We start from the raw sequence: 22,886 nt of genomic DNA on the forward strand, positions 1-22,886 counted from the left end.
GGCCGATGCCATGGACCAGCTCCCTCCGGGAGACCGTTACCGCGGAGGAAAGGTTGTGTACCGACTGCCTTGTGTCCTTTCTTTACTGCTTCTTACCGTCGAGTGAACTCTTGACTAACGCAGGAAAGTTGGACATGCGCGCAGACATACCGCCACTCGCCGAAGTACGTCGTATCACCGAGAAGAAGCGCGACGCGTGGTGGACCGTCATGCTTGTGGACCCGGTCGCCACACCGCTGGTCCGCTGGACCGCGATGCACACCCGCGTCACCCCGAACCAGCTCACCTGGGGCGCGTTCCTCGTGGGCCTCGGGTCCGCCGCCTGCTTCGCGCAGGGGGACTGGCGCTGGCTGCTGCTCGGCGCCCTGCTCTACCACGTCAGCTTCATCTTCGACTGCATGGACGGCAAGCTGGCCCGGCTGACCGGCGCCGGCTCGGTCTTCGGCGCCTGGCTGGACTTCGTCTTCGACCGGATCCGGGTCCTGGTCTGCGCGGTCGCGCTGATGGCCGGCCAGTACGAGCGCACCGGGGAGGTGCGCTACATCTGGCTCGCGCTGGCAGTGGCGGCCCTGGACGCGCTGCGCTATATCAACTCGCTCGAGACGTTCAAGATCCGGCACGGGATGCGCGAGCAGATCAAGGCCCGGATGGAGGCGGCCCGCGAGGCGCACAACGAGGCCGAGCTGGCCTTCATGGAGGACCTGCTGAGGGACAACCCCCAGGCCGACGTGGAGCACGACCGCGCCGTCGCGGCCGGGGCGGCGCGCGGGACGACGGTGGAGGTGACGACGGCGGAGGCGACGACGGCGAGGGCGCCGGCCGAGGCGACCGCACCGGAGGCCCCCGACGGGCCCGTGGTCGTCGATCTCCAGCGGTCGTTCCGCCGCCGCTTCCCCTGGTGGACGCGGTGCCGCTCGTTCCTTCAGCGGCACCGCGTCCGCGCTCATCTCGTCAGCGGTATCGAGTTCCAGATGGGCGTGTTCATCATCGGGCCCGCCCTGGACTCGGTGGTGGCGGGGACCGTCGTCTCAGCCGCTCTGCTGCTCGTCTTCGAGCTGGCCATCATCTACAAGCTGCTGCTGTCGACCCGGGACTTCACCCGCACCCTCAACTCCTTCGGCACCACCGCTTGAGCACCGCTCAGGCAGGCGTGCCGCTGAGCTCCTCGAACAGCACGAGCCACTGCCGCGGAGTCGCGTACGCCACCACGGCATCCCGGCCGAGCCCCGCCCGCCGGAACGCGGAGTCCAGCCGCCGGGCGGGGTGCGCGCGGCGCAGCGACGCGTACAGCGTCCCGCCGATGCCGGAGAAGCCGAGCTCGACCAGCCGCTCGTACGCGGCCCGCTCGGCCGCCCCCGTCAGCAGCGGCCGCGGGCGCCGGGTCAGCCGCATGATCCCGCCGTCGACCCTCGGCACCGGCCGGAAGGCGGCGCGCGGAACCCGCCCGCACATCCGCCACTCGACATCCGGCCAGGTCCGTACGGTCAGCAGGCTCCAGCGGCCGAAGTCCCCGGTGCGCTTGCGGGCGTACTCCAACTGCGTCAGGAAGGTGGCCGAGGTCAGCCGGGGCGCCCGCAGACACCAGTCGACGATCTCGGCGGTGCGGGCGTAGGGCACATTGCCGACCACCGCGAAGGGCTCCAGCGGGGGCCGTGCGGTCAGGAAATCCCGGTGCACCACGCGCACATGGGGGTGCCCGGCCAGGCGCAGCCGCAGGCCGGGGATGAGGTGGGGGTCGATCTCGTAGCCGATGAGCTCGCGGCAGTGCGGCGCGAGCGCCGCGGTGAGCGCGCCCTTGCCCATGCCGACCTCGACCACCAGGTCGCCGGGGCCGGGCCGCGCGGCCCGCACCACGCGGGCGACGGAGGCCGGGTCGACCAGGAAGTTCTGCGAGAGCGTACGGCGCGCCAGATCGCGTTCGGAACAGCGCGGGTTTCGGGATGGAGTTCGCTTGCGGGCCACAGCCGGCGGTCCTTTCGGAGCCGGGCGGGCGGCAGCAGCACGGAACGGGCCCTGCCGCCCGTCCCGGAGTGAATGATTCCTGGACTGGCGGGGGCCCTGGCCGAGGGCGTGCGGAAGCGAGCCGTAGGGCTGTGAAGCCGGAGGCGATACCGCTACGAGGTGACGGAGCTACAGAGCTACGAAGGTACGGAGCTACGAGGCTCTGAAAGCCTCAGCGTCGGACAGGCGTCGAGCGCTCAGTGGCGAGCGGTCAACGGCTGGGGAAGGCGCTGGGCGCGTCCGGGCCGGCCAGGGCACCGGGGCCGCGCCGCGGGCGGCGGGTGAGCAGGAGAGAGGCGTTCACACACGCTGCCCGGGCGAAGCCCTGGGAGTCGCGGATGAACGCGCCGATCAGAGATCCCATCGGTGAGTGCCTTCCGCGCGCGTGCGTCGTTCCTGTCTGCCGTCCGTGCCGCCAAAAACACGGAACCGGCCGCGCGGCACGAGGGCCACGCGACCGGTTCACCGTAGGGACGCGCCCTAGCGGGCCGCAACCGATTTACGCTCCGGCTCCGGCTCCGGCTCCACCCCGGCGGCCGGCGCCGCCGCCACGGCCGGCTCGTCGTGTGTGAGGTCCGGCAGCCACTGGAGCCAGCGCGGCAGGTACCAGTTGCGCTCGCCGAGCAGCGACATCACGGCCGGCAGCAGCACCCCGCGGATGATGGTGGCGTCGATGAGCACCGCGGCCGCGAGCCCCACGCCCATCTGCTTCATGCTCTGCATCGACAGCGTGCCGAAGATCGCGAAGACCGCGACCATGATCACGGCGGCGCTGGTGACCACGCCCGCCGTGGTGACCACGCCGTGCACCACCGCGTCCTTGGTGGTCCGCCCGGCCATCCGCGCCTCGCGGATCCGGGAGACCACGAAGACGTGGTAGTCCATGCTCAGCCCGAACAGGATCACGAAGAGGAACAGCGGCAGCCAGGACACGATCGCGCCGACCCCCTCCGCGCCGACCAGGCCCGCGCCCCAGCCGTGCTGGAAGATCGCGGTGAGGACGCCGTACGCGGCGCCCACCGACAGCAGGTTGAGCACGATCGAGGTGATGGCGACCGTCAGCGACCTGAAGGACATCAGCATCAGCAGGAAGGCGAAGACGACGACGAAGGCGAAGACCGGCGTCACGGCCGAGCCGAGCTTGTCGTTGAAGTCCTTGGACATGGCGGTGGAGCCGCCGATCGGCGCGTCGATGATGCCGTCGGCCTTGTCGAGCGTGTCCGGACGCACCGTGTCGCGCAGGATGTTCAGGCTTTTCTCGCTCTTGGCCTCGTCGGAGCCGCCGGTCAGCGGCACCTCGATGACGGCGAGGTTCTCGCGGTCGTGGAAGGCCACCTTCACCGGGCCCTTGGAGGCGCCCTTGGCGACCGCCTCGGCACGGAAGTCCTCGATCGCGGCGCGCACCGGCGCCGCGTTGATGTCATCGGCCTTGACGGCCACCTGGGCCGGGGAGGGACCGCCGGGGAACGCCTCGTCCATGTGCTCGTACGCGGCCACGATCGGCAGGGAGTTGCCGAACTCCTGGTCCAGGGTGAGGTTCGCGGTGTTCATGCCCACGGCCGGGACGGCCACGGCGATCAGCACACCGCCCGCCAGCGCCACCGACAGCTTCGGCTTGCGCAGCACCCGGGTCAGCACGGCGCGCCAGAAGCGGCTCTCGCCGTTGCTCTCCCGCTTGATGCGGCCCAGGAACGGCACCCGGCCCTTATCGACCCGCTCGCCCAGCAGCGACAGCAGCGCCGGGAGCACCGTCACCGAGCCGATCATCGCCACGGCCACCACCAGCAGGGTGGCCAGGCCCATCGCCTTGAACTCGGCGATGCCGGTGAAGAGCATGCCCGCCATCGCCACGATCACGGTGAAGCCCGAGACGAGGATGGCCCGGCCGGAGGTGGCGGCGGCTATCCGCAGCGCGGTCTGCGCGTCCCGGCCCGCGGCCCGCTCCTCGCGCTCCCGCCGCAGGTAGAACAGGCAGTAGTCGACGCCCACCGCGAGACCCACCAGCAGCATCACGGAGTTGGCGGTGTCGCTCATGTGCACGGCGTGGCTGACCACCGCCACCAGACCGGAGGTGGCCAGGAACGCGGTCATCGCCAGCAGGACCGGCAGCAGGGCCGCCACCAGCGCGCCGAAGGCGATCAGCAGGATGCCGAGGGCCACGGGCAGCGCCGAGTACTCGGCCTGCTGGAAGTCGTCGCCGAACGCGTCGTCGAACGCCTTCTGGCCGCTCGCGTCGCCGAACTGCTCGATCAGCAGGTCCTTGTGCTCGCCCTGCGCCTTCTTCACCGCGTCCAGCACCGGCTGGACGTGGTCGGCGGCCTTGTCGGGGTCGCCGCGCATATCGAACTGGACCAGCGCGGACCGCTGGTCGGCGGAGATCGTCTTCGTGTCGTACGGCGAGGTGACTTCGGTGACCTGCCCCGTGCCCTGTACGGCCTTGATCACGCCGTCGACGGCGGAGCGGAACGCCGGGTCGCTCGCCGTGACACCCTTGCCCTTCGCCTGGATGAGCACGGTCTCGCCGGCCGGGTCTTCAATGCCGACGTCGTCCAGAAGCTTCAGAACACGCCCGGACTCGCCCGGCATGGCCTCGCCGTTCGATACGTCCACCCGGCCCGCCATCGACCCGACGGCGAGGGCGAGGATGACGAGCAGCACCCACCCCCCGACCGCGGTCCACCGGTGCCGGGCACTCCAACTGCCCATGCGGGCCGCGATTCCGTGCGGCCTGTCCATGTGGCCTGTGTCCGCCACGACGTCCCCTTTTCCCCAGATCTCCCGGTGACGGACTCGCCGCCGCCCCCTGGACAAGACGCTATGGGGCGCGGGGGTGCCGTCCCATCCTGCTGTCCGGTGAACCCTCGGGCAGTCATCTCCACCGAAAGGAGGGGGGATATCCCCACCCCCAGGAAAGAGGCCCCTTACACGTAAAACGGCCCGCACCGGCCGACCTGAGCCTCAACCTCCCCTGTAATCAAGAACGTTGTTTACGTCACACATGGCCGAGGATCTTGAAATGACCGCGTCAATCGGTCAGGGTTTCGGGCAGGCCGGAGCGGGTCCCCACCGATGCTCCGGCGCGTTGCAAGGCGAACTTTCCCCCCACAACCACACGAGGAGGATCCCTCGTCATGGCAGTTCACAAGCGAGTCAACGCGCGTCAACTCACCCTGGCCACGGCCGTTGCGGCCGCTGTTGCCGCCGGTGCCTTCGTGGCCGTCCCCGCAGGCGCGTCCACCGCCGCGCCCGCCGAGGGCAAGGTCTACGGCACCCAGTCCGCGGACGCCGTCAAGGGCAGCTACATCGTCCTGCTCAAGGGCGGCAGGAGCATCAAGGCCGCGGCGGAGGGCAAGGACCTCGCCCAGCGCTACGGCGGAACCCTGCGCCGCAGCTACGACTCCGCGGTCAACGGCTTCTCCGCGAGCGGCCTCACCGAGACCGAGGCCAAGCGGCTGGCCGCCGACCCCGCCGTCGACAAGGTCGTCCAGAACCACCGCTTCACGATCGACGCCACCCAGGACAACCCCCCGTCCTGGGGCCTGGACCGCATCGACCAGACCGACACCGAGGGCGACAAGAAGTACACCTACCCGGACGCCGCGGGCGAGGGCGTCACCGCGTACGTCATCGACACCGGCGTCCGCGTCAGCCACGAGGACTTCGGCGGCCGCGCCGTCTCCGGCTTCGACGCCATCGACAACGACGACGACGCGGACGACGGCCACGGCCACGGCACGCACGTGGCCGGCACCATCGCCGGAGCCGAGCACGGCGTCGCCAAGAAGGCCAAGATCGTCGCGGTCCGCGTCCTGGACGACCAGGGCTCCGGCACCACCGAACAGGTCGTCGCGGGCATCGACTGGGTCACCGAGAACCACCAGGGCCCGTCCGTCGCCAACATGAGCCTCGGCGGCACGGCGGATGACGCCCTCGACGCGGCCGTCCAGAAGGCCATCGACTCCGGCATCACCTTCGCCGTCGCGGCCGGCAACGAGTCCACCGACGCGGGCCAGGGCTCGCCCGCGCGCGTCAAGGACGCGATCACCGTCGCCTCCAGCACGGACGCCGACGAGCAGTCCGACTTCTCCAACTACGGCGACATCGTCGACCTCTACGCCCCCGGCTCGGACATCACCTCCGACTGGAACACCGGCGACGACGCCACGAACACCATCTCCGGCACGTCCATGGCCACCCCGCACGTGGTCGGCGCCGCGGCGGTCTACCTCGGCGGCCACCCCGACGCCACCCCGGCGGACGTGGCCAAGGCGCTGACCGAGGGCGCGACCCCGGACAAGATCTCCAACCCGAGCGCGGGCACGCCCAACAAGCTGCTGAAGATAGTGGAGTAGGACCAGCACGACCCAGTGCCGCCGCGCTCATCCCCCATGGAGCGCGGCGGCCCCATTCCCGGGCCATTCCCGGGCCGCGAGTGGCCCACCGTCCAGGGCCGGGAATGGCCCAGAGCGGTGGGCCGCTCAACGGCTAATGTCCCACCCATGAACACATCTTCGAATACCGCCACCCGCACGAAGGTCGACCTCTACTTCGACCCCATCTGCCCCTTCGCCTGGATCACTTCGCGCTGGATCCTCGAGGTCGAGGGCCAGCGCGACCTCGACCTGCGCTTCCGGGTCATGAGCTTGTCCGTCCTCAACGAGGGCCGCGAGGACCTCCCCGAGCGCTACCGAGACCTGCTCGAGGCGGGCTGGGGCCCCGTCCGCGTCTGCGTCGCCGCCGCACAGAACCACGGCGAGGAGGTCCTGCGCGACCTCTACACCGCGCTCGGCACCCGCATCCACAACCAGGGCAACGAGGACACCGAGGCCGTGATCCGCGAAGCCCTCGCCGAAGTCGGCCTCCCCGCCGACCTCGCCTCGGCCGCGACCAGCACCGCCTACGACGAGGCCCTCCGCGAGAGCCACCACGAGGGCATGGACCCCGTCGGCGAAGACGTCGGCACGCCGACTCTTCACGTCGACGGCGTCGCCTTCTTCGGCCCGGTGCTGTCGTCCATCCCGCGCGGCGAGGATGCGGTGCGCATCTTCGACGGCGCCCGGCTGCTCGCGGGCTACCCGGACTTCTTCGAGCTCAAGCGGACCCGGACGGGGGGCCTGGACTTCAGCTGAGGTCGTCGAGCGCGCCGGTTTTCACGGTGCGTATGAAGGTGCCGAGCCGGGCTGGGGTCGTGCGGATGGCTGCGGTGGGGGTGTCGCTCTCCCGCAGCCATATTTTGCCGTCTGCGGCGGCCAGCTCGACGCAGTTTTCTTCCTCGCCGTGGCCCGAGAAGGATGACTTCCGCCACTCCATTGCTTCAGTCACGATCTGTCCCTTCAAAGTTCTACCGTGATGCGACGGATGAGATCGCGCGATTCCTCTGGTGGGAGAGCGAATCCGAGGGCCTTGTCGAGAAGTAGGCGAAACCGTACGAGTTGCGACTCTGCGTCCAGCAAAATCATCCTCAGCGCGTCTAGCTGTACGGTATCCAGTTTCGGTACTGGCCCACCTGCGTACAGCATGGAATTTCCGGCCCCGCCAAACCCGTCGACGTCGAACGGGATCACCCGGACAGTGATGTTCGGCCGTTCTGACTGCTCCAGCACGTACTGCAACTGGCGGCGCGCTACGTCCCGGTCGGCAACCCGTGTTCGTAGGGCGGATTCGCAGATGACCGCTTCGAACGAGGGAGGGGTATCGCGCTCCAGGACGCGCTGGCGGCGCATGCGGAAGTCGACCAACACGTCAAGGTGGTGTGGCGTTGGCTCGGGGAGCCCATAGGCCATGAGGGAGCGCATGTAGTCCTTGGTCTGTAGAAGCCCCGGGATGTAGACAGCCTGAAGCGTTCGCATGTAGCAGGAGCGGGATTCCAGCTCGGCGAGATCCAGCGCCCCGTGTGCGAGGTGGCCTCGGAACTCCTCCCACCACCCCTTGCCGCGATCCGTGGCCATGGCGGCCAACTCGGCGATCAATTCCTCTTCGAGGCAGGCGTAATGAGTCGCCATCTGCCGAACCCGTTCCGCGCTGATGCCCGCACGCCCCGACTCCACGTGGCTCATCTGGGCCGATGTCGTACCGACTCGCTCGGCTGCCTCGCGGGCGGTCATGCCCGCCGCCTCGCGCATCTTGCGCAGTTCGGCGCCCAGTCGCGCCTGGAACGCGGTGGGCTGACTCCTCAGTGCCATGCGGCCGTTCCCTCCGATCCATCGAGAGCCCGACAAACGCTCGTTGCGCCATCCAACCAGACAGCTCGGACATCGCCACAAACTTGTGGTGCACAAAGTTGTGGCGTACTGTGAGTGACGCACTCATCACACAGCGATGATCGGTGCAAGTCGAAAGCGTACGGCCCCCTCATGCCTGCTGCCTCGGCACCGGCATGTCCGAAGCGGGGGCATCGACACCTCTCGGAGGCCCACGTGGAGACACCTAACCCCAACCCACCGAGCCCGAACCACCCTCCGCTCCCGTTCCCGTGGGCGGACACATCCCCGGAAGCCTTCGACAAAGAGCTGTGCGACCTCGTCGTCGCCGTCGCGCCCCGCGTCTTCGCCGTCATCCAGGAATACGAGGTGGACCCGGGCGTGAAGGACGGTTGCGTCGCGGCCTGGGGCATGGCCTTCGACGACGGCTCCGTACGCGTCACCACCATCGACGGCACCCGCCAGTTCGTCCTCAACACGCCCGAGCGAGCGCTCCGGTGGTTCACCGGGCGCGGCGGCGAGGACGAGGTGTCGGCGAGGCTGGTCTGGCTCGGCCAGGCCGACGCCGCCGACTTCGAGCGCGTCGAGGCCGCCTGACTGCACAGTTAAGGGGCGAGGCGCGCTACCTCGCCCCTTGAACCCGCCGCAAACAGCGTGCGCGAATCGTCAAAGGCCGTGCGCGGAGTGACAAGGCCGGGTGCTGTAGCCCTTGGCATCCTGAGTGCCGAACACCCAAGGGCCCTCAGGTGGAACCGTTCGCACTGGTGTCGACCAGTGATCACAGAACCGACAACTCTGATCTCCAAGGAGACGACATGAGGGGCAATATCAAGCGAGCAGCCACGGTGGTCGGCGCGCTGACGGCCGCTGTCGCCATGCTGGGGCAGGGCGTCGCGCAAGCCGCCCCCCTCGGCCGCACAAGCGCGTGCGCCAAGTTCACCGGTGACTACACCTACTGGAGCGACGGCACCGGCTGGTACGGCTTCAGTCTGAGCGGAAGCATCACGCGAACCTGCTCGGGAAGCGGGTGGCACACCATCCAGGTGACCGGTGACAAGAAGGGGGGCGACGGGGAGTACTACACCACCGATGCAGTCAACTTGACGAAGGGCGAGAATTTCCCGATCAGGGACATCGGTGCATCCAGCGGGGTTAAAGACATCCGCATCGCGCTCCTCGATGGCTGACCACGCGAAGCCGCGATTCCTGAAGATGGGGAGTAGGTTGTGCGTATTCGTTATGCCCTCATCGGCGCGGCCTTGGGAGCTGTGCTCGCCCTCGGGGCGATAGCCGTCCCCGCCCAGGCCGCCTCGTCTCAGTCCGTCGCACAGTCGGCCAGCGTCTCCGTGGACGCCCCCGCCGGCGTGCAGGGCTACGTCTACGCGGGGCAGTACCTCACGGAATACCAGTGTGGACTCGCCGGCTACGGCCAGCCGTTCCCGTGGTACTGCCAGAGGTACGGGGCAGTGTGGTATCTCTTCATCAAGACATCCTGAACAAGGGTTTCTGAGCTGTGGCTCGGATCAGAGGTCGGTTCTGAAGTCGCGGTGGTCCCGCCGGAAGGCGGGGCCACGGCGGTTTGTGACCGGCCCGTCGGACTGGCCCGGAACGAGCGGTTGGCGGAGTTCCATCCGTACGACGGCGAGGTCCGGGCCGTTTCCCTCTCGTGGCTCGACGATGCGGGAGCCCCCGATCGTGGCGACGGCCTCGGGGCCGGGGGTCGGGCTCCGCTGACCGCCCGCCGAGGCGGCGTCGAGGCCGAGCCCACCCGCCACCCTCCAGAGCTCCCGCGTCGTCGAGCAGCGCGCCGGTCTCAGCGGCTCACGGCGGTCTCCCGTTCCACACGCGACAGCTTCTCGGGATTGCGCACGGCGTAGAGCCCGGTGATGAGTCCGTCGTCGAGGCGCAGCGCCATGACGGTGTCGATCTCGCCGTCGAGCCGGACGAGCAGCCCCGGGCTGCCGTTGACCTGTACCGGCTCGAGGGACCTTGCGGCGTCGCGCTGGTACGAGTGGGCGCCCAGCAAGAGGGCGGCCACCTTGCCGATCCCCACGACGGGCCGCAGCAGAGCGTGCCTGACTCCGCCGCCGTCGCTCAGGGCGACGACGTCCGGCGCGAGGATGTCGAGCAGGCTCTGTAGGTCGCCGGTTTCGATCGCTCGTTGGAAGGCATGGAGGGCGGCTCGGCTCTCGGCCGGGGAGACGGTGCCGCGCGGTCGGCGCGTGGCGACGTGTGACCGTGCCCGATGCGCGATCTGGCGCACGGCGGCGGGGGTCTTGTCGACGGCTTCGGCGATTTCGTCGTAGTCCAGATCGAACACCTCGCGCAGCACGAACACCGCCCGCTCGGTCGGCCCGAGCGTCTCCAGCACCAGCAGCATCGCCATCGAGACGCTGTCGGCCAACTCGATGTCCTCTGCCACATCGGGCGCGATCAGCAACGGCTCGGGCAACCACGGCCCGACGTAGGACTCCTTGCGCCGGCTGAGCGCACGCAGCCGGTCCAGTGCCTGCCGGGTGACGATCCGCACCAGGTAGGCACGCTCCTCCCGCACGGTGCCGGGATCGACGCCCACCCATCGCAGCCAGGTCTCCTGAAGGACGTCTTCGGCGTCGGTGGCCGAGCCGAGCATCTCGTAGGCCACGGTGAACAGCAGGTTGCGGTGGGCGACGAACGCCTCGGTGGCGGAGTCCACGGAGTCCACGCGGTCGGCACGATCGAGCGGCTCACCCGTGTCCGTGGTGCGTTCGCTGCGCTCGCTCATACCCGGCTCCTGCCTGTTCGCCCGTCGCACTGCCACACGCACAGGACGCCGGTCCCCACCGTTTTGTGACACCCGTGATCGGTGGCCCATGTCACAGTTCCGCCCTGTCACAGGGATCGGGGCGCCGGCGTCTTGTGTGCGTCAGGACGCCGCGCGAACGAACCGGGCGGCACGCGGCACCACGAATCGTCCGAATCGACCCCCGAGCACGCACACGGAGAAGGTAGCCCGACACATGGCCCACACAGCCCTGCCTGAAACCGGCCCCGAACGCCGCGACATGTTGCTGGACAAGGGGGGAGACCCGCCGCCCCCCGACCCCCGCCGCTGGTGGGGCCTGGTGGTCATCGCCCTCGCCCAGCTGATCGTGGTGCTGGACATGACCATCGTCAACATCGCCCTGCCGTCCGCCCAGCAGGACCTCGGCTTGACCGACGGCAACCGGCAGTGGGCCATCACCGCCTACACCCTCGCCTTCGGCGGCCTGCTGCTGCTCGGCGGCCGCCTCGGCGACCTGTTCGGCCGCAAGCGCAACTTCATCATCGGCCTGATCGGCTTCGCCGGGGCCTCCGCGCTCGGCGGCGCCGCCACCGGCCCCGGCATGCTCTTCGCGGCCCGAGCCCTCCAGGGCGCCTTCGCCGCGCTGCTGGCCCCCGCCGCGCTGTCCCTGATGACCACGACCTTCACCGACCCGCGCGAACGCGGCAAGGCGTTCGGTGTGTTCGGCGCCATCGCAGGTGCCGGTGGCGCCATCGGCATGCTGCTCGGCGGTTTCCTGACCGAGTACCTGGACTGGCGCTGGTGCCTGTACGTCAATGCGCCGGTGGCGGCCGTGGCGGTGATCGGCGCGATCGTGGTGCTCAAGGACCCGGGCCGCAGGACCGGCGGTCGGCTGGACATCCTCGGCGCCGTGCTGGGGACCGCCGGTGTGCTGTCCATCGTCTACGGCTTCAGTGAGGCCGAGTCCCGCGACTGGGGCGATGCCCGGGTGCTGACTCTGCTGATCGGCGGCGTGGTGGTCCTCGGGATCTTCGCGCGGTGGCAGACCCGCGCCCGGACCCCGCTGCTGCCCCTGCACATCGTCAAGGACCGCCAGCGGGCGGGCGCCTATCTGACGATGGCCCTGGTCACGATCGCCATGTTCGGCGTCTTCCTGTTCCTGACCTACTACCTTCAGGGGATCAAGGGCTGGTCGCCGCTGAAGACCGGTGTGGCCTATCTGCCGATGACCGTCTGCATGATCATCGGCTCCACGCAGATCTCGGCGCGGCTGCTCCAGAAGGTGCCGGCCCGGGCGCTGATCATGCCCGGCCTGGCGCTGGCCGCCGGCGGCCTGGCCTTCCTTGCCTCCATGGACGTCGACGCCGGCTACCTCGGCCACGTCCTGCCCGGCATCAGCCTGATGGGCCTCGGCATGGGCGCCACCTTCATGGCGGCCATCTCCACGGCCACCGGGCGCGTCGCCCCGCATGAGCAGGGGGCGGCCTCGGCGACCCTCAACACCATGCAGCAGGTGGGCGGGTCGGTCGGCACCGCGCTGCTGAACACGATCGCGGCCGGCGTGACCACGGACTGGCTGACGGACCACCGGGTCGACCCCACCCAGCGGACACCGCAGGCGAAGGCGGCACTGGCGGAGGCGACGGTGCACGGCTACTCCGTGGCGACCTGGATCTCCGCGGGCGTCATGCTGCTGGCCGCGGTGGTCGCGGGCGTGTTCATCAACGCCAAGGCGCCGGGCCGGCAGGCCGACGCGGCGACCGGCGGCCCGGCGGGCGGCGACCGCGAGGCCGGGGCCGTCGCGGTGCCGGTCCACGCGGGCTAGCTGATTGATGTGCTATGCGTGCCGGTCTTCGGCTTGACGTGGTCGTAGGCGATGAGGCTGCGTTTCCGGGATGCTCCGCACGGCACGAGGGTGTTGTCCATCAGCCGTAGCAGCTCCGCCGCGGACGGTTCGGTGTCCACGACGCCCCTCACGCCGCGGCGGAGGTGCGGTGCAGCGTGAACCAGAAGGTCGGGACCGGGTTCGTACCAGGCGTCACGTCGGTCAGTTGCCACCCGGCGAACTTGGCGCGGAGCTCATCCGCAGTAACGCCGGAGATCGGGTCGTCGAACGCCTCGGGGCCGTACCCGAACATCAGCAACTGTGCTCCCGGGGCGGCGCGCTTCGTGAGACCGGCGGCGTAGGCGTCGCGGCGGTGCGGCGGAATGCCGCAGTAGCAGCTCAGGTCGAAGAACAGATCGTACGGGCCGAGCACGCCTACCTCGTCGAGCCGGGTGGCGTCCCCGCACAGCACCGTAACGTCCACCCCCGCCGCGTCGGCCTTCTTCCGGGCCTGACGGACCGCGCGGTCGACCAGGTCGACGGCCGCCACCCGCCAGCCGTGCCGGGCCAGGTACACCGCGTTGGTCCCGGTGCCGCAGCCGAGTTCGAGGACGTGACCGGGCGTCAGCGCGCCAGGTCCCTCTACCAGGTCCACCAGCTCGGGTGGTGTGACGCCGCTGTCCCACGGCGGCTTGCCGTCCCGGTAGTAGTCCTCCAACGAGCGGCGTACGGCCGCCTCTTGGTCGAGCTCCGCAGCCGTCCGTATATCGCTCACCGCTACCCCTCCAAGAATTTAGAGTTCGACTCTAGTGTCTGGCTCTAGAGATAGACTCCCGGCATGGCTGCCGTCAAGGGATCCGACAAGCGCCCCGACAAGCGGGCCGAGCGCTCGCGGCGCACCCGCGAGAAGATCGTCGCGGCGGCGCGGGATCTGTTCGTCGCGCAGGGGTATGGGGCGACGAGCCTTCAGGAGGTCGCAGACCGCGCGGGCGTGGCCGTCCAGACCGTGTATTTCGTGTTCCGCAACAAGCGCGCGCTGTTCAAGGACGTCGTCGACACGTCCATCGCCGGCGATGCCGAACCGGTCGCCACGATGGACCGAGACTGGTTCCGCAGCGCGTGCGCCGAGCCCACTGCGGCCGGACAACTGCGCGCCCACGTACGGGGCGTGCGCGAGATCCTCGGCCGGGTCGCCCCGATCATGCCGCTGATCGCCGCCGCCGCGGCCACCGACCCGGAGATCGCCGCGCAGTGGCCCACCGGCCCGGACCCGCGCTACACCGTCCAGTACGCCGCAGCTGAGGCGCTGACCTCCAAGCCCGACGCCCGCGCCGACGTCGACGTCACCCGCGCTGCCGACCTGCTGTACGGTCTGCTCAGCCCCGAGCTGTACCTGGTCTTCGTCCGCGACCGCGGCTGGTCCCCCGACGCCTGGGAGGAGTGGGCCTGTGCGGCGCTGACCGCTGACCTCTGCGCCGACCGCGAGTAAGGCTTAGCAGACCGAAAGACGCATCAATCATCCAGCCTCCGGCCGGTCCCGACCATGTGGAACCCGAGTCCGGCCCCGGCCCTTCTCCGGCGCCGGGGCCGGTACTCCCTCGGTGACTACCGTGCTGTTGCCGCCTGGGGTGCTCCCTGCGCTCGTGACGGGCCTCTGGCGCCCATGCTGCCGGGCATCGAGAGAAGCGCGCTGTACCAGACGTTGGCCATCTTGCTGTAGCCGCCCGCGTTCGGGTGCACTCCGTCCGCCAGGTCGGCGGTCGTGAGTGCCCGGTACATGTCAACCAGATGGACACGCTTGCCGGCGTTCACCTTGCTCTGCACGATCCCGGGGATCGCCGCGTTGAAGGTGCGGACGGTCGGGTCGGCGAAGGAGATGGGGACGATCGTCGCCACGAAGACCTCCGTGTCGGGGGCCGTGGCGGTGATGTGGTCGAGCAGGGTGGAGAGCCGGGCCGGTGCTCCGGCGGGGTCGCTCCCGTACATGTCATTGGTGCCGATGTGCAGGAGCACGGTGTGCGGGGTGTAGGTGCGGAGCCAGTTCACGACATTGCTGTCGATCTGGCCGATCGTCCACCCGGAGTGGCCTTCGTGATCCCGGTCGCCGAGACCGCTCGGACCGTTGGACATGGAGCCGACGAAGTCGACGTTGCGGCCGGCTGCCACGAACTTCTGCCAGAGGTCGACGCGGTAGCCGCCCGGCACGTTGAAACCGTCGGTGATCGAGTCGCCGAGCGGCATGACGCGCACTCCGGCGGCCGGTGCGGTGGGTGTGGCGAGTGCGGCGTGGGCGGTGCCCGTTGTGGTGATCAGTGCGAAGATCAGGGCCGCGAGAGCGATGGAGCTGGTGACCAGGCGTCTCATCCGCCTCGTGATCGTCTTCCTTGGTAACGGAACCATGGTGCCGCCTCTCGATCTCTGGTGACTTCCGGCAACGGTGATGAAACATTCCGGAGTGTGTTCCGAACTTTTTCGGTCGGCAAGAGTCAAGACGCGCCATAGCGTTTACGCCCGGGGGCGGGGGCTCTGGGTGACGGCTCCGGGCGGCATCAACCGGGCCCAGATGCTGGTGGTGGGCAATGACGAGCCGGCACGGGCGCAGCGGAACAGATCAGTGACCGCACTGTTACAGTCCGCTTGCCCCGAGTACGGGGACACGACGGAAAGCAGAATGAGGGGACCAGAGTTGCGCATACAAATAAGACGGATGATCGCGGTGATCGGGGTGGGGCTCGCGCTGGCCCTGACGCCGATCACGGGGACCGCGGCGGCGCAGGAGACGGGCACCATGGCCGTGACCGACATGGACTTCACCCCGTCCGCAGTGGACGCGACGCCTGGCGGCGAGACCGTCACGCTCCGCTGGACGATGACGGATACCACCCCAGAGAGCGACGGCATGAGCGCGCGGGTCTACCTGCGCCGCCAGGGCGCGACGGCCGGTACGTACCTGGGCGTGCCGCTGGTCGGGACCTATGACGTGGGCTCCTCTGGCCAGGACATCACCGTGGTGCCCGGTTCGACGCCTCAGGAGGCTACTTATGAGTGGACCCTGGCCGTTCCGCAGTACGCGGCCGGGACGTCGGTCACCTGGGCCGTTACCCGCTTAGAGGCCTGGGACAACCAGGGCACCTCGCTGGACTGGGGCGCCGCCGAGCTGGGTGCGTTCCACAGCACGTTCGAGGCGAAGACGCTCGCCGACGCGCAGGGTCCGACGTACGACGACCTTGCGGTGAACAGCGAACAGGAGCCGTACGTCTACGCCGGCGAGGACTCGTCGAGCATGACCTACGAGCTCGATGTGTACGACGCCCAGGCCGGCATTTCCGGCGGCACCCTGACGGTGACCGGCCCCGGCGGGCAGCACCTGACCGGCTCGTTCGCGATCGAGTGGACCTGGTACGAGGGCTACCAGGGGTGTGGCTCCATCGATTGGGGCCAGACATACGCCGGGTCCTGCCGCGTGTCCGTGACCTTCCCCGCGCACGCGGCATCGGGCACGTGGACCGTCTCGAAGGTCGAGCTCACCGACAACGCGGGCAACACCAGCACCTACAACAACCTCTCAGCCGCCCCTGTCCACGTCACCTCCAACGACGTGCTCTCCGCGGACGGTTTCACGGCGACGCCGAACCCGGTCGACACCTGGCACGGCGCCCGGACGATCAAGGTCGGCTTCCGGCCCCACGGGGACCAGGGCGAGGTCGCATCGGCGGTCGTGATTACCAACAGTGCCAACGGCTGTCGGCAGACCTCCACCACGGCAACGACCGCGGCGGACGGGACCGTCTCGGTGAACTACCAGGTGCCGCGGGGGGTCTTCACCTGCCACGTCACCGGCCTGATCATCACGGACAACGCCGGGAACGTCGCGCTGTACGGCTCGCAGTTCGGCGCACCGGAGACCGGTCTGACGATCGCTTCGGCACCCGACACGGTGCTGCCCGAGATCGACCAGGCCACGCTCTCGCCCACCACCATCCCGGCAACGGACCACTTCACGGACATCCGCCTCACCGTCAACGTCTCGGGCACCACCGCGGGTGTCAACAACTACGACGTCTACCTGATCGACTCCTCGGGGCAGCGGATCCCGGCCGTGTTCGGCGGTACCTCAGTGACCTTCAGCGGCTCGTTGACCTTCTCCTTCCCACTTCCCTCCGACGTGGCCCCCGGGACGTACACCGTCGCTCTGCGCCTGTCCGACCAGGCGCGCAAGTCCTCGTCCTTCGGCTTCCCGAACGGCACCCCGATGCCGGGTGGGCCGGTGACTTTGACGGTCACCTAGGCGCCCCGGAGTCTGAACAGATCGCCCAGCATCACTGGGGAGGTGCCCGGTCTCGCTGCGAGGCCGGGCACATCGCCGTCACTGCCCCGCGGAACGCCTCTGGGCCCCATCGCCGGTCCAACGGGCCCGTGCGGGGCTCCGGCCGTGCGCCACACACAACCCCAGCTGAGGCCAGAGCGGGAGCCCAGGGCTCATGCAGGTCTCGTACGACTTCCAGTGTCGCTGACCCGAGCCTCCTCGCGGCGGGGCGGACGCGCACGCCTCGCTGCTGCGCGCGGGGGCGGCCTTCGGGGGCGCCCTGACCGTACTGATCGCCGTACTGGCGCTGGCCGTGGGCGTGCTGGCGGGGTAGCCGTGAGGCGCTCAGCCCGCCAGGTCGCCGAGCAGCGCGGCGACGTCCAGCTCGACGCTGAACTCTCCGGCGATCTGGATGGACTCATTGCCCGTGACCGTGGCCACCTCGCGGTAGGTGTCGACCGACAACTCGTGCGCCACAACCCGCACCTGAGGCTCGAGCTCGACCCGCCAGTAGGCCGGCACCTTCGCCTGGGCGTAGAGGGCGGGCTTGAGGATGCGGTCGGTGGACTGGTTGCTCGGCGACACGATCTCGACGAGCAGGAGGACCGCTTCGAGCGGCACGGCCAGCGTCCCGCGCTGGACTGCGGCGCGGTCGGCGATGGCGATGTCGGGGATGAACAGTCGGGATTCCCCCGTCACGTTCACTGCCTCGGCGGAAATAAAGGGCGCGGCGGACCGAACCAGGGCAGCCTTGATCTGGCTGTGCAACTCCGAGGACACGATCTGGTGGTCCCATGAGGGTGCAGGGGACATCATGAGGACACCGTCCACGAGCTCATAGCGGGCGCGTGCAGGGTGCTCCGGGAGCGCGAGGACGTCCTCAACTGTCCAAGGGCCTTCGTGATCGTCGACTCGCATATTTTCGACGCTCATGACTGCCATCACCGCCTCCTCGTGTTCTTGGACTCCAGCATGGCACGCAGTTCTGACATTCGCCGAGACTTCCAGCCCGAGCCGCTAGCATGCGTCGAAAGGCATGCTTATCACTCTTTGGAGTGAGGTGGTCACCCGCGAGAGGGCCGCGGTTCACCGTCTGAGCAACCCCGCCAGCAGCCCCGCGATGTTCCACGCGTCGTCCACGCCCCGGTGGTGTGTGCCCTCCAGGGGGAGCCCGGCGTGGTGGAGGGCCCCGGCCATGCCCAGTTCGCGGTCGAGGGAGTGCATCAGCGAATACAGGTTCTTGACGTTGAGATGCCGGGTGCCGAACGGATAGCGGGTGTCGGTCGCCTCGCACTGGCGCGTGAACTGGGCGCGGTCGTACTCGCCCCAGCTCGCCCATACGCGGTGCCCGGCGCCGTGCTCGTCGCGCAGGATCTCGCAGGCTTCGGCGAATTCGAGGCCGTCGGCGGCCTGTTCGGGGGTGATGGTGGTCAGTTCGGTGCAGAAGGGGCTGACCGTGGAGCGCTCGGGGCGGATCATCAGGGAGCGGCGGCCGGAGCGTTCGCCGGTGGCGACGTCGAGTTCGCACAGGCCGATCTCGATGATGTCGGATTCCATGCCCTCGGGGGTGGGGCCGTCCCAGCAGGTCGCTTCGAGGTCCACGACGAGGACGCGGTCGAGTCGCAGTCTTGCCATGCGGGGTAGCGAATCACGGGGGCGTGGCGGGAGGCACGCGAATTGCCGTCAGGCGGGGGGCCGGTGGGCCGGGCGGGGAGGCGGCCATGCGGCGACGGTGCCGGTGATGCCCGCGCCGAGCAGGGCGAGCGCGATGGTGAGGGCGAGCCAGCGGTGGGCCGCGAGGTCGAGGACGCTCTGGTCGAGGGCCCCGGCGGGCTGGGCCTGGTAGGGGTCTTCACGGTTGTAGACGACGGTCGTCGCCACGCGGTCCTCGGCGTCCCGGTGGCCGTGCGGGACATAGAGCGAGCCGTCGATCGCCGTCTCCGGCACGCTGACCGGATCGCCGTCGGCGTCGACGAAATCGAGCCACACCGACGACGTCTCGCAGCTGATGCCCCGCCCCTGGGAGCAGGCGGTGGACAGGGACGCCTCGGCCCGCGCGTGCAGTCCGTGGGCGCGCAGCGCGGCCAGTTCGGAGTGGCCGTCCCATACGTGTTTGATCTGTCCTGACAGCAGAAGAGCGCCGATCACCGCGACGGTCACGGCGGCGGCCGTCGTCCACCACCGGCGCAGCAGACTCCGCATGGCAAGCCCTCCTCACGGGTCATGACCATGGTCCCGCATCAGCTGTCAGCCCAGCCTATTAGGGTCGTCCGACATGACGAACGACAGGCTTCGCCAAATCCTCGCCACCGGACTCATCGACCGCCTCGACGCCCGCGACAAGACGCTGCTGGAGCGTCGCGCGCGGACCAAGGCCAGTGGGGAGAAGCCGTTTCGGGTGGAACCGCGCGGATGGTGGTACGCGGTGCCGGGCGCGGCGTACGAGGGGGTGTTCGAGGCGCTGGAGCTGCACGACCGGTTCCCGGTCACGCTGGAGGAGGGTGTCGATGTGGACGACATGCCGTGGCGCCGGGGCGCGTTGCCCGTGTTCATCACCCCGGAGCTGGACGGCTGGCGGCTGATCTACGGCAACCTCATCAGTGTGGTCGGCGAGGGCTGGGACGAGTGGATGGGCGCGGTGGAGCGGCTGAGCGAGCACTGCGGCGAGGCGCAGATGTTCTTCGAGGACCAGGCGGCCGGGGCGGACATCTGGGTGGTGGCGGAGAAGGGGCGGATCCGGCGGCGTTACGCGGCGGAGAGCGACCCCGAGTGGATCGGCGAGCCGCTGCCGTGGGAGGACCTGGTCGTCGACGACGAGGACTACGACCCGGAGTACTACGAGGCCGAGCCCCACGAGGGCACGGCGCGGGCGGCGTACGCGTGCGGGCAGCTGTCCGTCGACCCCACGAAGGTCGGCCCCGGCACCGCGATGCGGGGCCACGGCTGGCTGGCCCTCAACGCTCCCGGCATCGGGTACAAGGGGCTGGATCTGCTGGTGTAGGAGGTCTGCGGTTTGTGGTGGATATGAGACAGCGACACGCCGATGCCACGGCGTGTCGTCGTCTCATATCCACCACGAAGTCACCGTCCCGCGCCCGCCGGAAGCACCTGGACCGTGTCGCCCACCGCGCGCTCGCCCGCCACGTCCGAGGGGGCGTTGACGAGCCCGCCGTTCACGGCCATGGCGCTGGAGCCGCCGCCGTCCAGGTTGAGAGCCTGCTCCGCACCCAGGGAGCGCATGAAGTCGGCGCCCTCCACGAGCGTGAAGCCCTCGCTGACGCCGGGCTGCCGCCCGTCCACCGTGGCGAGGATCAGCCGTCCCTGCTTGTCGATCCCGGCCATGGTGCGGGGCTGCCGTCCGTTGGACCAGGCGTAGCCGAAGGAGAGGTCCTGGGGGTCGAGCATGCCTTCGGTGGCGGCGTCGACGGCGTTCCGGCCGTCCTCGACCAGGGTGGGCGCGGCGCTGACGACGCTGTCGTCGGGGCCGAGTTCGACCTGCCGGCCGGCGGTGTCGCGGATGACCTCCTCGACGGATATGGGCTCGCCCGCGCGGCCGTGGGCCGTGAGCCAGTCGGCGCCGCCGCCGATGCCCTGGAGCACCGAGCCGCCGGACGGGACCTTGCCGCCGCGCGCGCCGACGGACACCACGCGGTGGTCGGCGTCGAGCACGGCCTGGACGCCGGGGCCGGTGGGCAGGTCGGCGCGGAACGACGACGTGAACTTCACCAGGTCGTCGGTCTTGGCGCAGGTGAGGTCCTGGCGGGGCTCCTCGGTGGGGGTGGCGCCTGGGCGGCCGCAGTTGCGCACCTTCCCGGGCACCCGGTTGATGCCCTCCACCGCGTAGCCGGCGGTTCCGGCGCGGGCGGTGACCGTGGTGGTCAGGTCCGCGATACGGGGGTTCCGGCCGCCGTCGTCGAGGATCAGCGCGGCCCGTGAGCCGGCGGCCATCGACTGGAGTTCGCCGTCGTAGGCGCCGATTCCGGCCATGGTGCCCTGGACGCCGTCGGCGTCGGAGGTGATGAAGAAGCCGCCGTTGACGCCGATCAGGGAGCCGACCTTCGCGGCGACGGAGGAGGTCGTCTCGCGGTCCGCGACATCGCCGTTGTGCGTGCCCGCGACGGTGCCGGTGAAGGCGGCCGGGTCGATGACCGCGACGTGCACGCTCTCCCGGTCGGCCGGCTGCTGCACGTCGTAGCCGGTCCACTCCACGGCCGGGCGCAGGCCGCTCGCGGACACCTTCTGGCTGGTGCTCTGGGCGCCCTCCGCGGTGGCGTACGAGCCCACGCGCACCCGCCAGCCCATCGTGCCGCTCGGCGTGTCCGCGTACGCGGGCCAGCGGACCTGCTCCAGGCGCGGCTCGAGACCGGCGTCCCGCAGCCGCCGCGCGGTGTCGTCGGCCCAGGCGCGGGTGGAGAGCGGGGCGGACGTCGGGGCGCCGGTCAGCCGGTTGACGGCGGGGGCCTGGATGGTGACCGTCCAGGAGGGTTTGGCGTCGGGGTCCTTGATGACGCCGGTGCGCAGTTCGACGCCCGGGGCCACGGTCCGCGTCGTCCAGTCGGTGACGGACTTCGCGGCGGCGGTTGGGGCGGGCTTCGCCGCCGCGGGCGTGGCCGCCTGCGCCGGCCCGGGCACCGCCCAGGGGTTGATGACCGTCAGCGCGATGGTGGCGGCCACCGCGATCGCGCCCCGCCTGCGGGCGCCGCGGCGGGCTGCTCTGTCGGCCGTGCCGACCATGTCGGTTCCGAGTGGACGGGGGGCGTGTTCAGTGCGCATGGCATCCCCTGGGGCGTCGGCGTTCTGCAACGTCCTGATGTGTGGGAGGCAAGTCCAGCGGTGTCCGGGGGCCGGGCTGACAAGGATGCGGGACGGGCGGGGGACGGGACACGGAAGACGCGGTGAATCGCACGGGGCGGAGGTGGCCGAACCCCGTCGGACCCCAGGCCCCGCCGGGGTCGGGCGTCCCTCTGAGGCGGAGCGGGAGAGTAGCCCGAACGGGTGAGGGAAGAAGGGACGGGACCGCGCGGTCAGGCGGTGAGCGCCGTCAGCTTCCGGGCCCCCGCCTCGTCGTAGCGGCGCAGCAGCAGCCGGGCCAGCTCCGGGGCCGGGCCCAGGACGCCCGCCAGGACGTCCGCACCCGCCTCCCGCGCGCCGTGCGCGATGCGGTCCGGGAGGCGGCCGGGGGCGATGACGTACGGGGCGACGGCCACGCGGCGGGCGCCCTCGGCGCGCAGCGCGCGCACCGCGTCCTCGGTTCTTGGAAGAGTGGCGGAGGCGAACGCGGGCCGCACGGCGCACCAACCGGTGTGCCGCCACTCCCGCGCGATTTCTGCGATCACCGCGATCGCCTCCGGGTCGGTGGAGCCCGCCGAGGCCAGGACGACCCCGGTCGAGCTTCGGTCGCCGGGCCGCAGCCCGGCCTCGTACAGCCGCCGCTCCAGGGCGCTGATCAGCAGCGGCGAGGGGCCGAGCACCTCGGCCTGCCGGACCCGCAGGCCCGGGTGGCGGGCCGTCGTCTCGCGCAGCACCGCCGGGATGTCGGCCTTCGCGTGGAAGGCGCGGGTGAGGAGGAGCGGGAGGGCGACCACATCGCGGGCGCCCTCCGCCGCCAGGCGGTCCAGGACCTGCCCCACCCTCGGCGCGTTGAAGTCCAGGAACGCCGCCTCCACCCGAAGCCCCGCCCGCAGCGACCGCACCCGCGCGCACAGCGCGGCGACGGTCGCCGCGTGGCGCGGGTCGCGGCTGCCGTGGGCGATGACCAGCAGGACGGGGGGAGAGGGGGTCACGGGATGC

25 protein-coding genes are annotated in these 22,886 nt (G+C 70.1%); 10 read left to right on the plus strand and 15 right to left on the minus strand.

Going from position 1 to position 22,886, the window contains the following annotated elements:
• The first annotated feature begins 134 nt into the window (after positions 1 to 134).
• Positions 135 to 1,133, plus strand: a complete 999-nt coding sequence (locus tag ACZ4WQ_RS22465; RefSeq protein ID WP_398373766.1) for a CDP-alcohol phosphatidyltransferase family protein — start codon at positions 135 to 137, stop codon at positions 1,131 to 1,133.
• 7 nt (positions 1,134 to 1,140) lie between these two features.
• Here ACZ4WQ_RS22465 and erm read toward each other — a convergent pair whose 3' ends face one another.
• The 3 genes from erm to ACZ4WQ_RS22480 form a co-directional block, all read right to left on the minus strand.
• A complete protein-coding gene (gene erm / locus ACZ4WQ_RS22470; RefSeq protein WP_385347657.1) occupies positions 1,141 to 1,911 on the minus strand; it encodes an ErmE/ErmH/ErmO/ErmR family 23S rRNA (adenine(2058)-N(6))-methyltransferase in 771 nt (256 codons plus the stop codon).
• A gap of 301 nt (positions 1,912 to 2,212) precedes the next feature.
• Entirely contained in the window at positions 2,213 to 2,365 is a 153-nt protein-coding gene (locus tag ACZ4WQ_RS22475; protein ID WP_311723567.1) for a hypothetical protein, read from the minus strand.
• 116 nt (positions 2,366 to 2,481) lie between these two features.
• Positions 2,482 to 4,737, minus strand: a complete 2,256-nt coding sequence (locus ACZ4WQ_RS22480) for an MMPL family transporter (RefSeq protein ID WP_385347654.1) — start codon at positions 4,735 to 4,737, stop codon at positions 2,482 to 2,484.
• Positions 4,738 to 5,132: 395 nt separating this feature from the next.
• Between ACZ4WQ_RS22480 and ACZ4WQ_RS22485 the strand changes: the two genes are divergently transcribed.
• Together ACZ4WQ_RS22485 and ACZ4WQ_RS22490 are read left to right on the plus strand one after the other, a co-directional pair.
• Positions 5,133 to 6,353 carry a S8 family peptidase gene (locus ACZ4WQ_RS22485; RefSeq protein ID WP_398373767.1) on the plus strand — a complete coding sequence of 407 codons (1,221 nt, stop codon included), beginning with the start codon at positions 5,133 to 5,135 and terminating at the stop codon, positions 6,351 to 6,353.
• A 147-nt stretch (positions 6,354 to 6,500) separates the two neighbouring features.
• Positions 6,501 to 7,130 carry a mycothiol-dependent nitroreductase Rv2466c family protein gene (locus ACZ4WQ_RS22490; RefSeq protein WP_398373768.1) on the plus strand — a complete coding sequence of 210 codons (630 nt, stop codon included), beginning with the start codon at positions 6,501 to 6,503 and terminating at the stop codon, positions 7,128 to 7,130.
• Here the strand turns inward: ACZ4WQ_RS22490 and ACZ4WQ_RS22495 are convergent.
• Both ACZ4WQ_RS22495 and ACZ4WQ_RS22500 read right to left on the minus strand, forming a co-directional pair.
• Positions 7,123 to 7,338, minus strand: coding sequence for a DUF397 domain-containing protein (locus ACZ4WQ_RS22495; RefSeq protein WP_398373769.1), 216 nt, complete (start codon positions 7,336 to 7,338; stop codon positions 7,123 to 7,125). The two genes, ACZ4WQ_RS22490 and ACZ4WQ_RS22495, sit on opposite strands and share 8 nt — an antisense overlap.
• Positions 7,335 to 8,183 carry a helix-turn-helix domain-containing protein gene (locus tag ACZ4WQ_RS22500; protein ID WP_358846125.1) on the minus strand — a complete coding sequence of 283 codons (849 nt, stop codon included), beginning with the start codon at positions 8,181 to 8,183 and terminating at the stop codon, positions 7,335 to 7,337. The genes ACZ4WQ_RS22495 and ACZ4WQ_RS22500 overlap by 4 nt, the downstream gene beginning before the upstream one ends.
• 234 nt (positions 8,184 to 8,417) lie before the next feature.
• Here ACZ4WQ_RS22500 and ACZ4WQ_RS22505 point away from each other — a divergent pair, with 234 nt between their 5' ends.
• From ACZ4WQ_RS22505 to ACZ4WQ_RS22515, 3 genes are all read left to right on the plus strand, one after another.
• A complete protein-coding gene (locus tag ACZ4WQ_RS22505; RefSeq protein ID WP_385347563.1) occupies positions 8,418 to 8,798 on the plus strand; it encodes a hypothetical protein in 381 nt (126 codons plus the stop codon).
• 218 nt (positions 8,799 to 9,016) lie between these two features.
• Positions 9,017 to 9,388 (plus strand): hypothetical protein, encoded by a 372-nt coding sequence (locus ACZ4WQ_RS22510; RefSeq protein ID WP_468022346.1) that lies wholly within the window; start codon positions 9,017 to 9,019, stop codon positions 9,386 to 9,388.
• Positions 9,389 to 9,427: 39 nt separating this feature from the next.
• A complete protein-coding gene (locus ACZ4WQ_RS22515; RefSeq protein ID WP_385347557.1) occupies positions 9,428 to 9,697 on the plus strand; it encodes a hypothetical protein in 270 nt (89 codons plus the stop codon).
• Positions 9,698 to 9,724: 27 nt separating this feature from the next.
• Here ACZ4WQ_RS22515 and ACZ4WQ_RS22520 read toward each other — a convergent pair whose 3' ends face one another.
• Both ACZ4WQ_RS22520 and ACZ4WQ_RS22525 read right to left on the minus strand, forming a co-directional pair.
• Positions 9,725 to 9,976: a hypothetical protein gene (locus tag ACZ4WQ_RS22520; RefSeq protein ID WP_398373770.1), complete on the minus strand. Its 252-nt coding sequence runs from the start codon at positions 9,974 to 9,976 to the stop codon at positions 9,725 to 9,727.
• A gap of 38 nt (positions 9,977 to 10,014) precedes the next feature.
• Positions 10,015 to 10,965 (minus strand): RNA polymerase sigma-70 factor, encoded by a 951-nt coding sequence (locus ACZ4WQ_RS22525; protein WP_398373771.1) that lies wholly within the window; start codon positions 10,963 to 10,965, stop codon positions 10,015 to 10,017.
• Between the two features lie 280 nt (positions 10,966 to 11,245).
• Here ACZ4WQ_RS22525 and ACZ4WQ_RS22530 point away from each other — a divergent pair, with 280 nt between their 5' ends.
• Complete coding sequence (locus tag ACZ4WQ_RS22530; protein WP_468022419.1) at positions 11,246 to 12,790, plus strand: MFS transporter; 1,545 nt, start codon at positions 11,246 to 11,248, stop codon at positions 12,788 to 12,790.
• Here ACZ4WQ_RS22530 and ACZ4WQ_RS22535 read toward each other — a convergent pair.
• Both ACZ4WQ_RS22535 and ACZ4WQ_RS22540 read right to left on the minus strand, forming a co-directional pair.
• A complete protein-coding gene (locus ACZ4WQ_RS22535; protein WP_468022347.1) occupies positions 12,787 to 12,930 on the minus strand; it encodes a hypothetical protein in 144 nt (47 codons plus the stop codon). The genes ACZ4WQ_RS22530 and ACZ4WQ_RS22535 overlap by 4 nt on opposite strands.
• Positions 12,931 to 12,938: 8 nt before the next feature.
• On the minus strand, positions 12,939 to 13,565 hold the full coding sequence (locus ACZ4WQ_RS22540) for a class I SAM-dependent methyltransferase (protein ID WP_311723559.1): 627 nt from the start codon (positions 13,563 to 13,565) through the stop codon (positions 12,939 to 12,941).
• A gap of 63 nt (positions 13,566 to 13,628) precedes the next feature.
• On the opposite strand from ACZ4WQ_RS22540, the gene ACZ4WQ_RS22545 reads away from it, so the two are divergent.
• Entirely contained in the window at positions 13,629 to 14,279 is a 651-nt protein-coding gene (locus tag ACZ4WQ_RS22545) for a TetR/AcrR family transcriptional regulator (RefSeq protein WP_385347542.1), read from the plus strand.
• Positions 14,280 to 14,395: 116 nt separating this feature from the next.
• Here the strand turns inward: ACZ4WQ_RS22545 and ACZ4WQ_RS22550 are convergent, their stop codons facing one another.
• The gene (locus ACZ4WQ_RS22550) at positions 14,396 to 15,154 is read right to left on the minus strand and encodes an SGNH/GDSL hydrolase family protein (RefSeq protein WP_468022348.1); all 759 of its coding nucleotides are present in this window, start codon (positions 15,152 to 15,154) and stop codon (positions 14,396 to 14,398) included.
• 343 nt (positions 15,155 to 15,497) lie between these two features.
• On the opposite strand from ACZ4WQ_RS22550, the gene ACZ4WQ_RS22555 reads away from it, so the two are divergent.
• Entirely contained in the window at positions 15,498 to 17,078 is a 1,581-nt protein-coding gene (locus ACZ4WQ_RS22555; RefSeq protein WP_468022349.1) for a cupredoxin domain-containing protein, read from the plus strand.
• Positions 17,079 to 17,441: 363 nt separating this feature from the next.
• On the opposite strand, the gene ACZ4WQ_RS22560 is transcribed toward ACZ4WQ_RS22555, so the two are convergent.
• The 3 genes from ACZ4WQ_RS22560 to ACZ4WQ_RS22570 all read right to left on the minus strand — a co-directional run bounded on the left by ACZ4WQ_RS22560 (position 17,442) and on the right by ACZ4WQ_RS22570 (position 19,298).
• Positions 17,442 to 18,038 carry a Uma2 family endonuclease gene (locus tag ACZ4WQ_RS22560; protein ID WP_311723555.1) on the minus strand — a complete coding sequence of 199 codons (597 nt, stop codon included), beginning with the start codon at positions 18,036 to 18,038 and terminating at the stop codon, positions 17,442 to 17,444.
• 144 nt (positions 18,039 to 18,182) lie between these two features.
• On the minus strand, positions 18,183 to 18,731 hold the full coding sequence (locus tag ACZ4WQ_RS22565) for a 3'-5' exonuclease (protein WP_311723554.1): 549 nt from the start codon (positions 18,729 to 18,731) through the stop codon (positions 18,183 to 18,185).
• Between the two features lie 48 nt (positions 18,732 to 18,779).
• The gene (locus ACZ4WQ_RS22570; RefSeq protein ID WP_468022350.1) at positions 18,780 to 19,298 is read right to left on the minus strand and encodes a hypothetical protein; all 519 of its coding nucleotides are present in this window, start codon (positions 19,296 to 19,298) and stop codon (positions 18,780 to 18,782) included.
• A 73-nt stretch (positions 19,299 to 19,371) separates the two neighbouring features.
• Between ACZ4WQ_RS22570 and ACZ4WQ_RS22575 the strand changes: the two genes are divergently transcribed.
• On the plus strand, positions 19,372 to 20,097 hold the full coding sequence (locus ACZ4WQ_RS22575) for a hypothetical protein (protein ID WP_468022351.1): 726 nt from the start codon (positions 19,372 to 19,374) through the stop codon (positions 20,095 to 20,097).
• Between the two features lie 80 nt (positions 20,098 to 20,177).
• On the opposite strand, the gene ACZ4WQ_RS22580 is transcribed toward ACZ4WQ_RS22575, so the two are convergent.
• Entirely contained in the window at positions 20,178 to 21,869 is a 1,692-nt protein-coding gene (locus tag ACZ4WQ_RS22580) for a phosphodiester glycosidase family protein (protein ID WP_468022352.1), read from the minus strand.
• A 251-nt stretch (positions 21,870 to 22,120) separates the two neighbouring features.
• Complete coding sequence (locus tag ACZ4WQ_RS22585; RefSeq protein ID WP_311723550.1) at positions 22,121 to 22,879, minus strand: sirohydrochlorin chelatase; 759 nt, start codon at positions 22,877 to 22,879, stop codon at positions 22,121 to 22,123.
• Between the last annotated feature and the right edge of the window lie 7 nt (positions 22,880 to 22,886).

This window comes from Streptomyces sp. NPDC028305 (assembly GCF_055569495.1).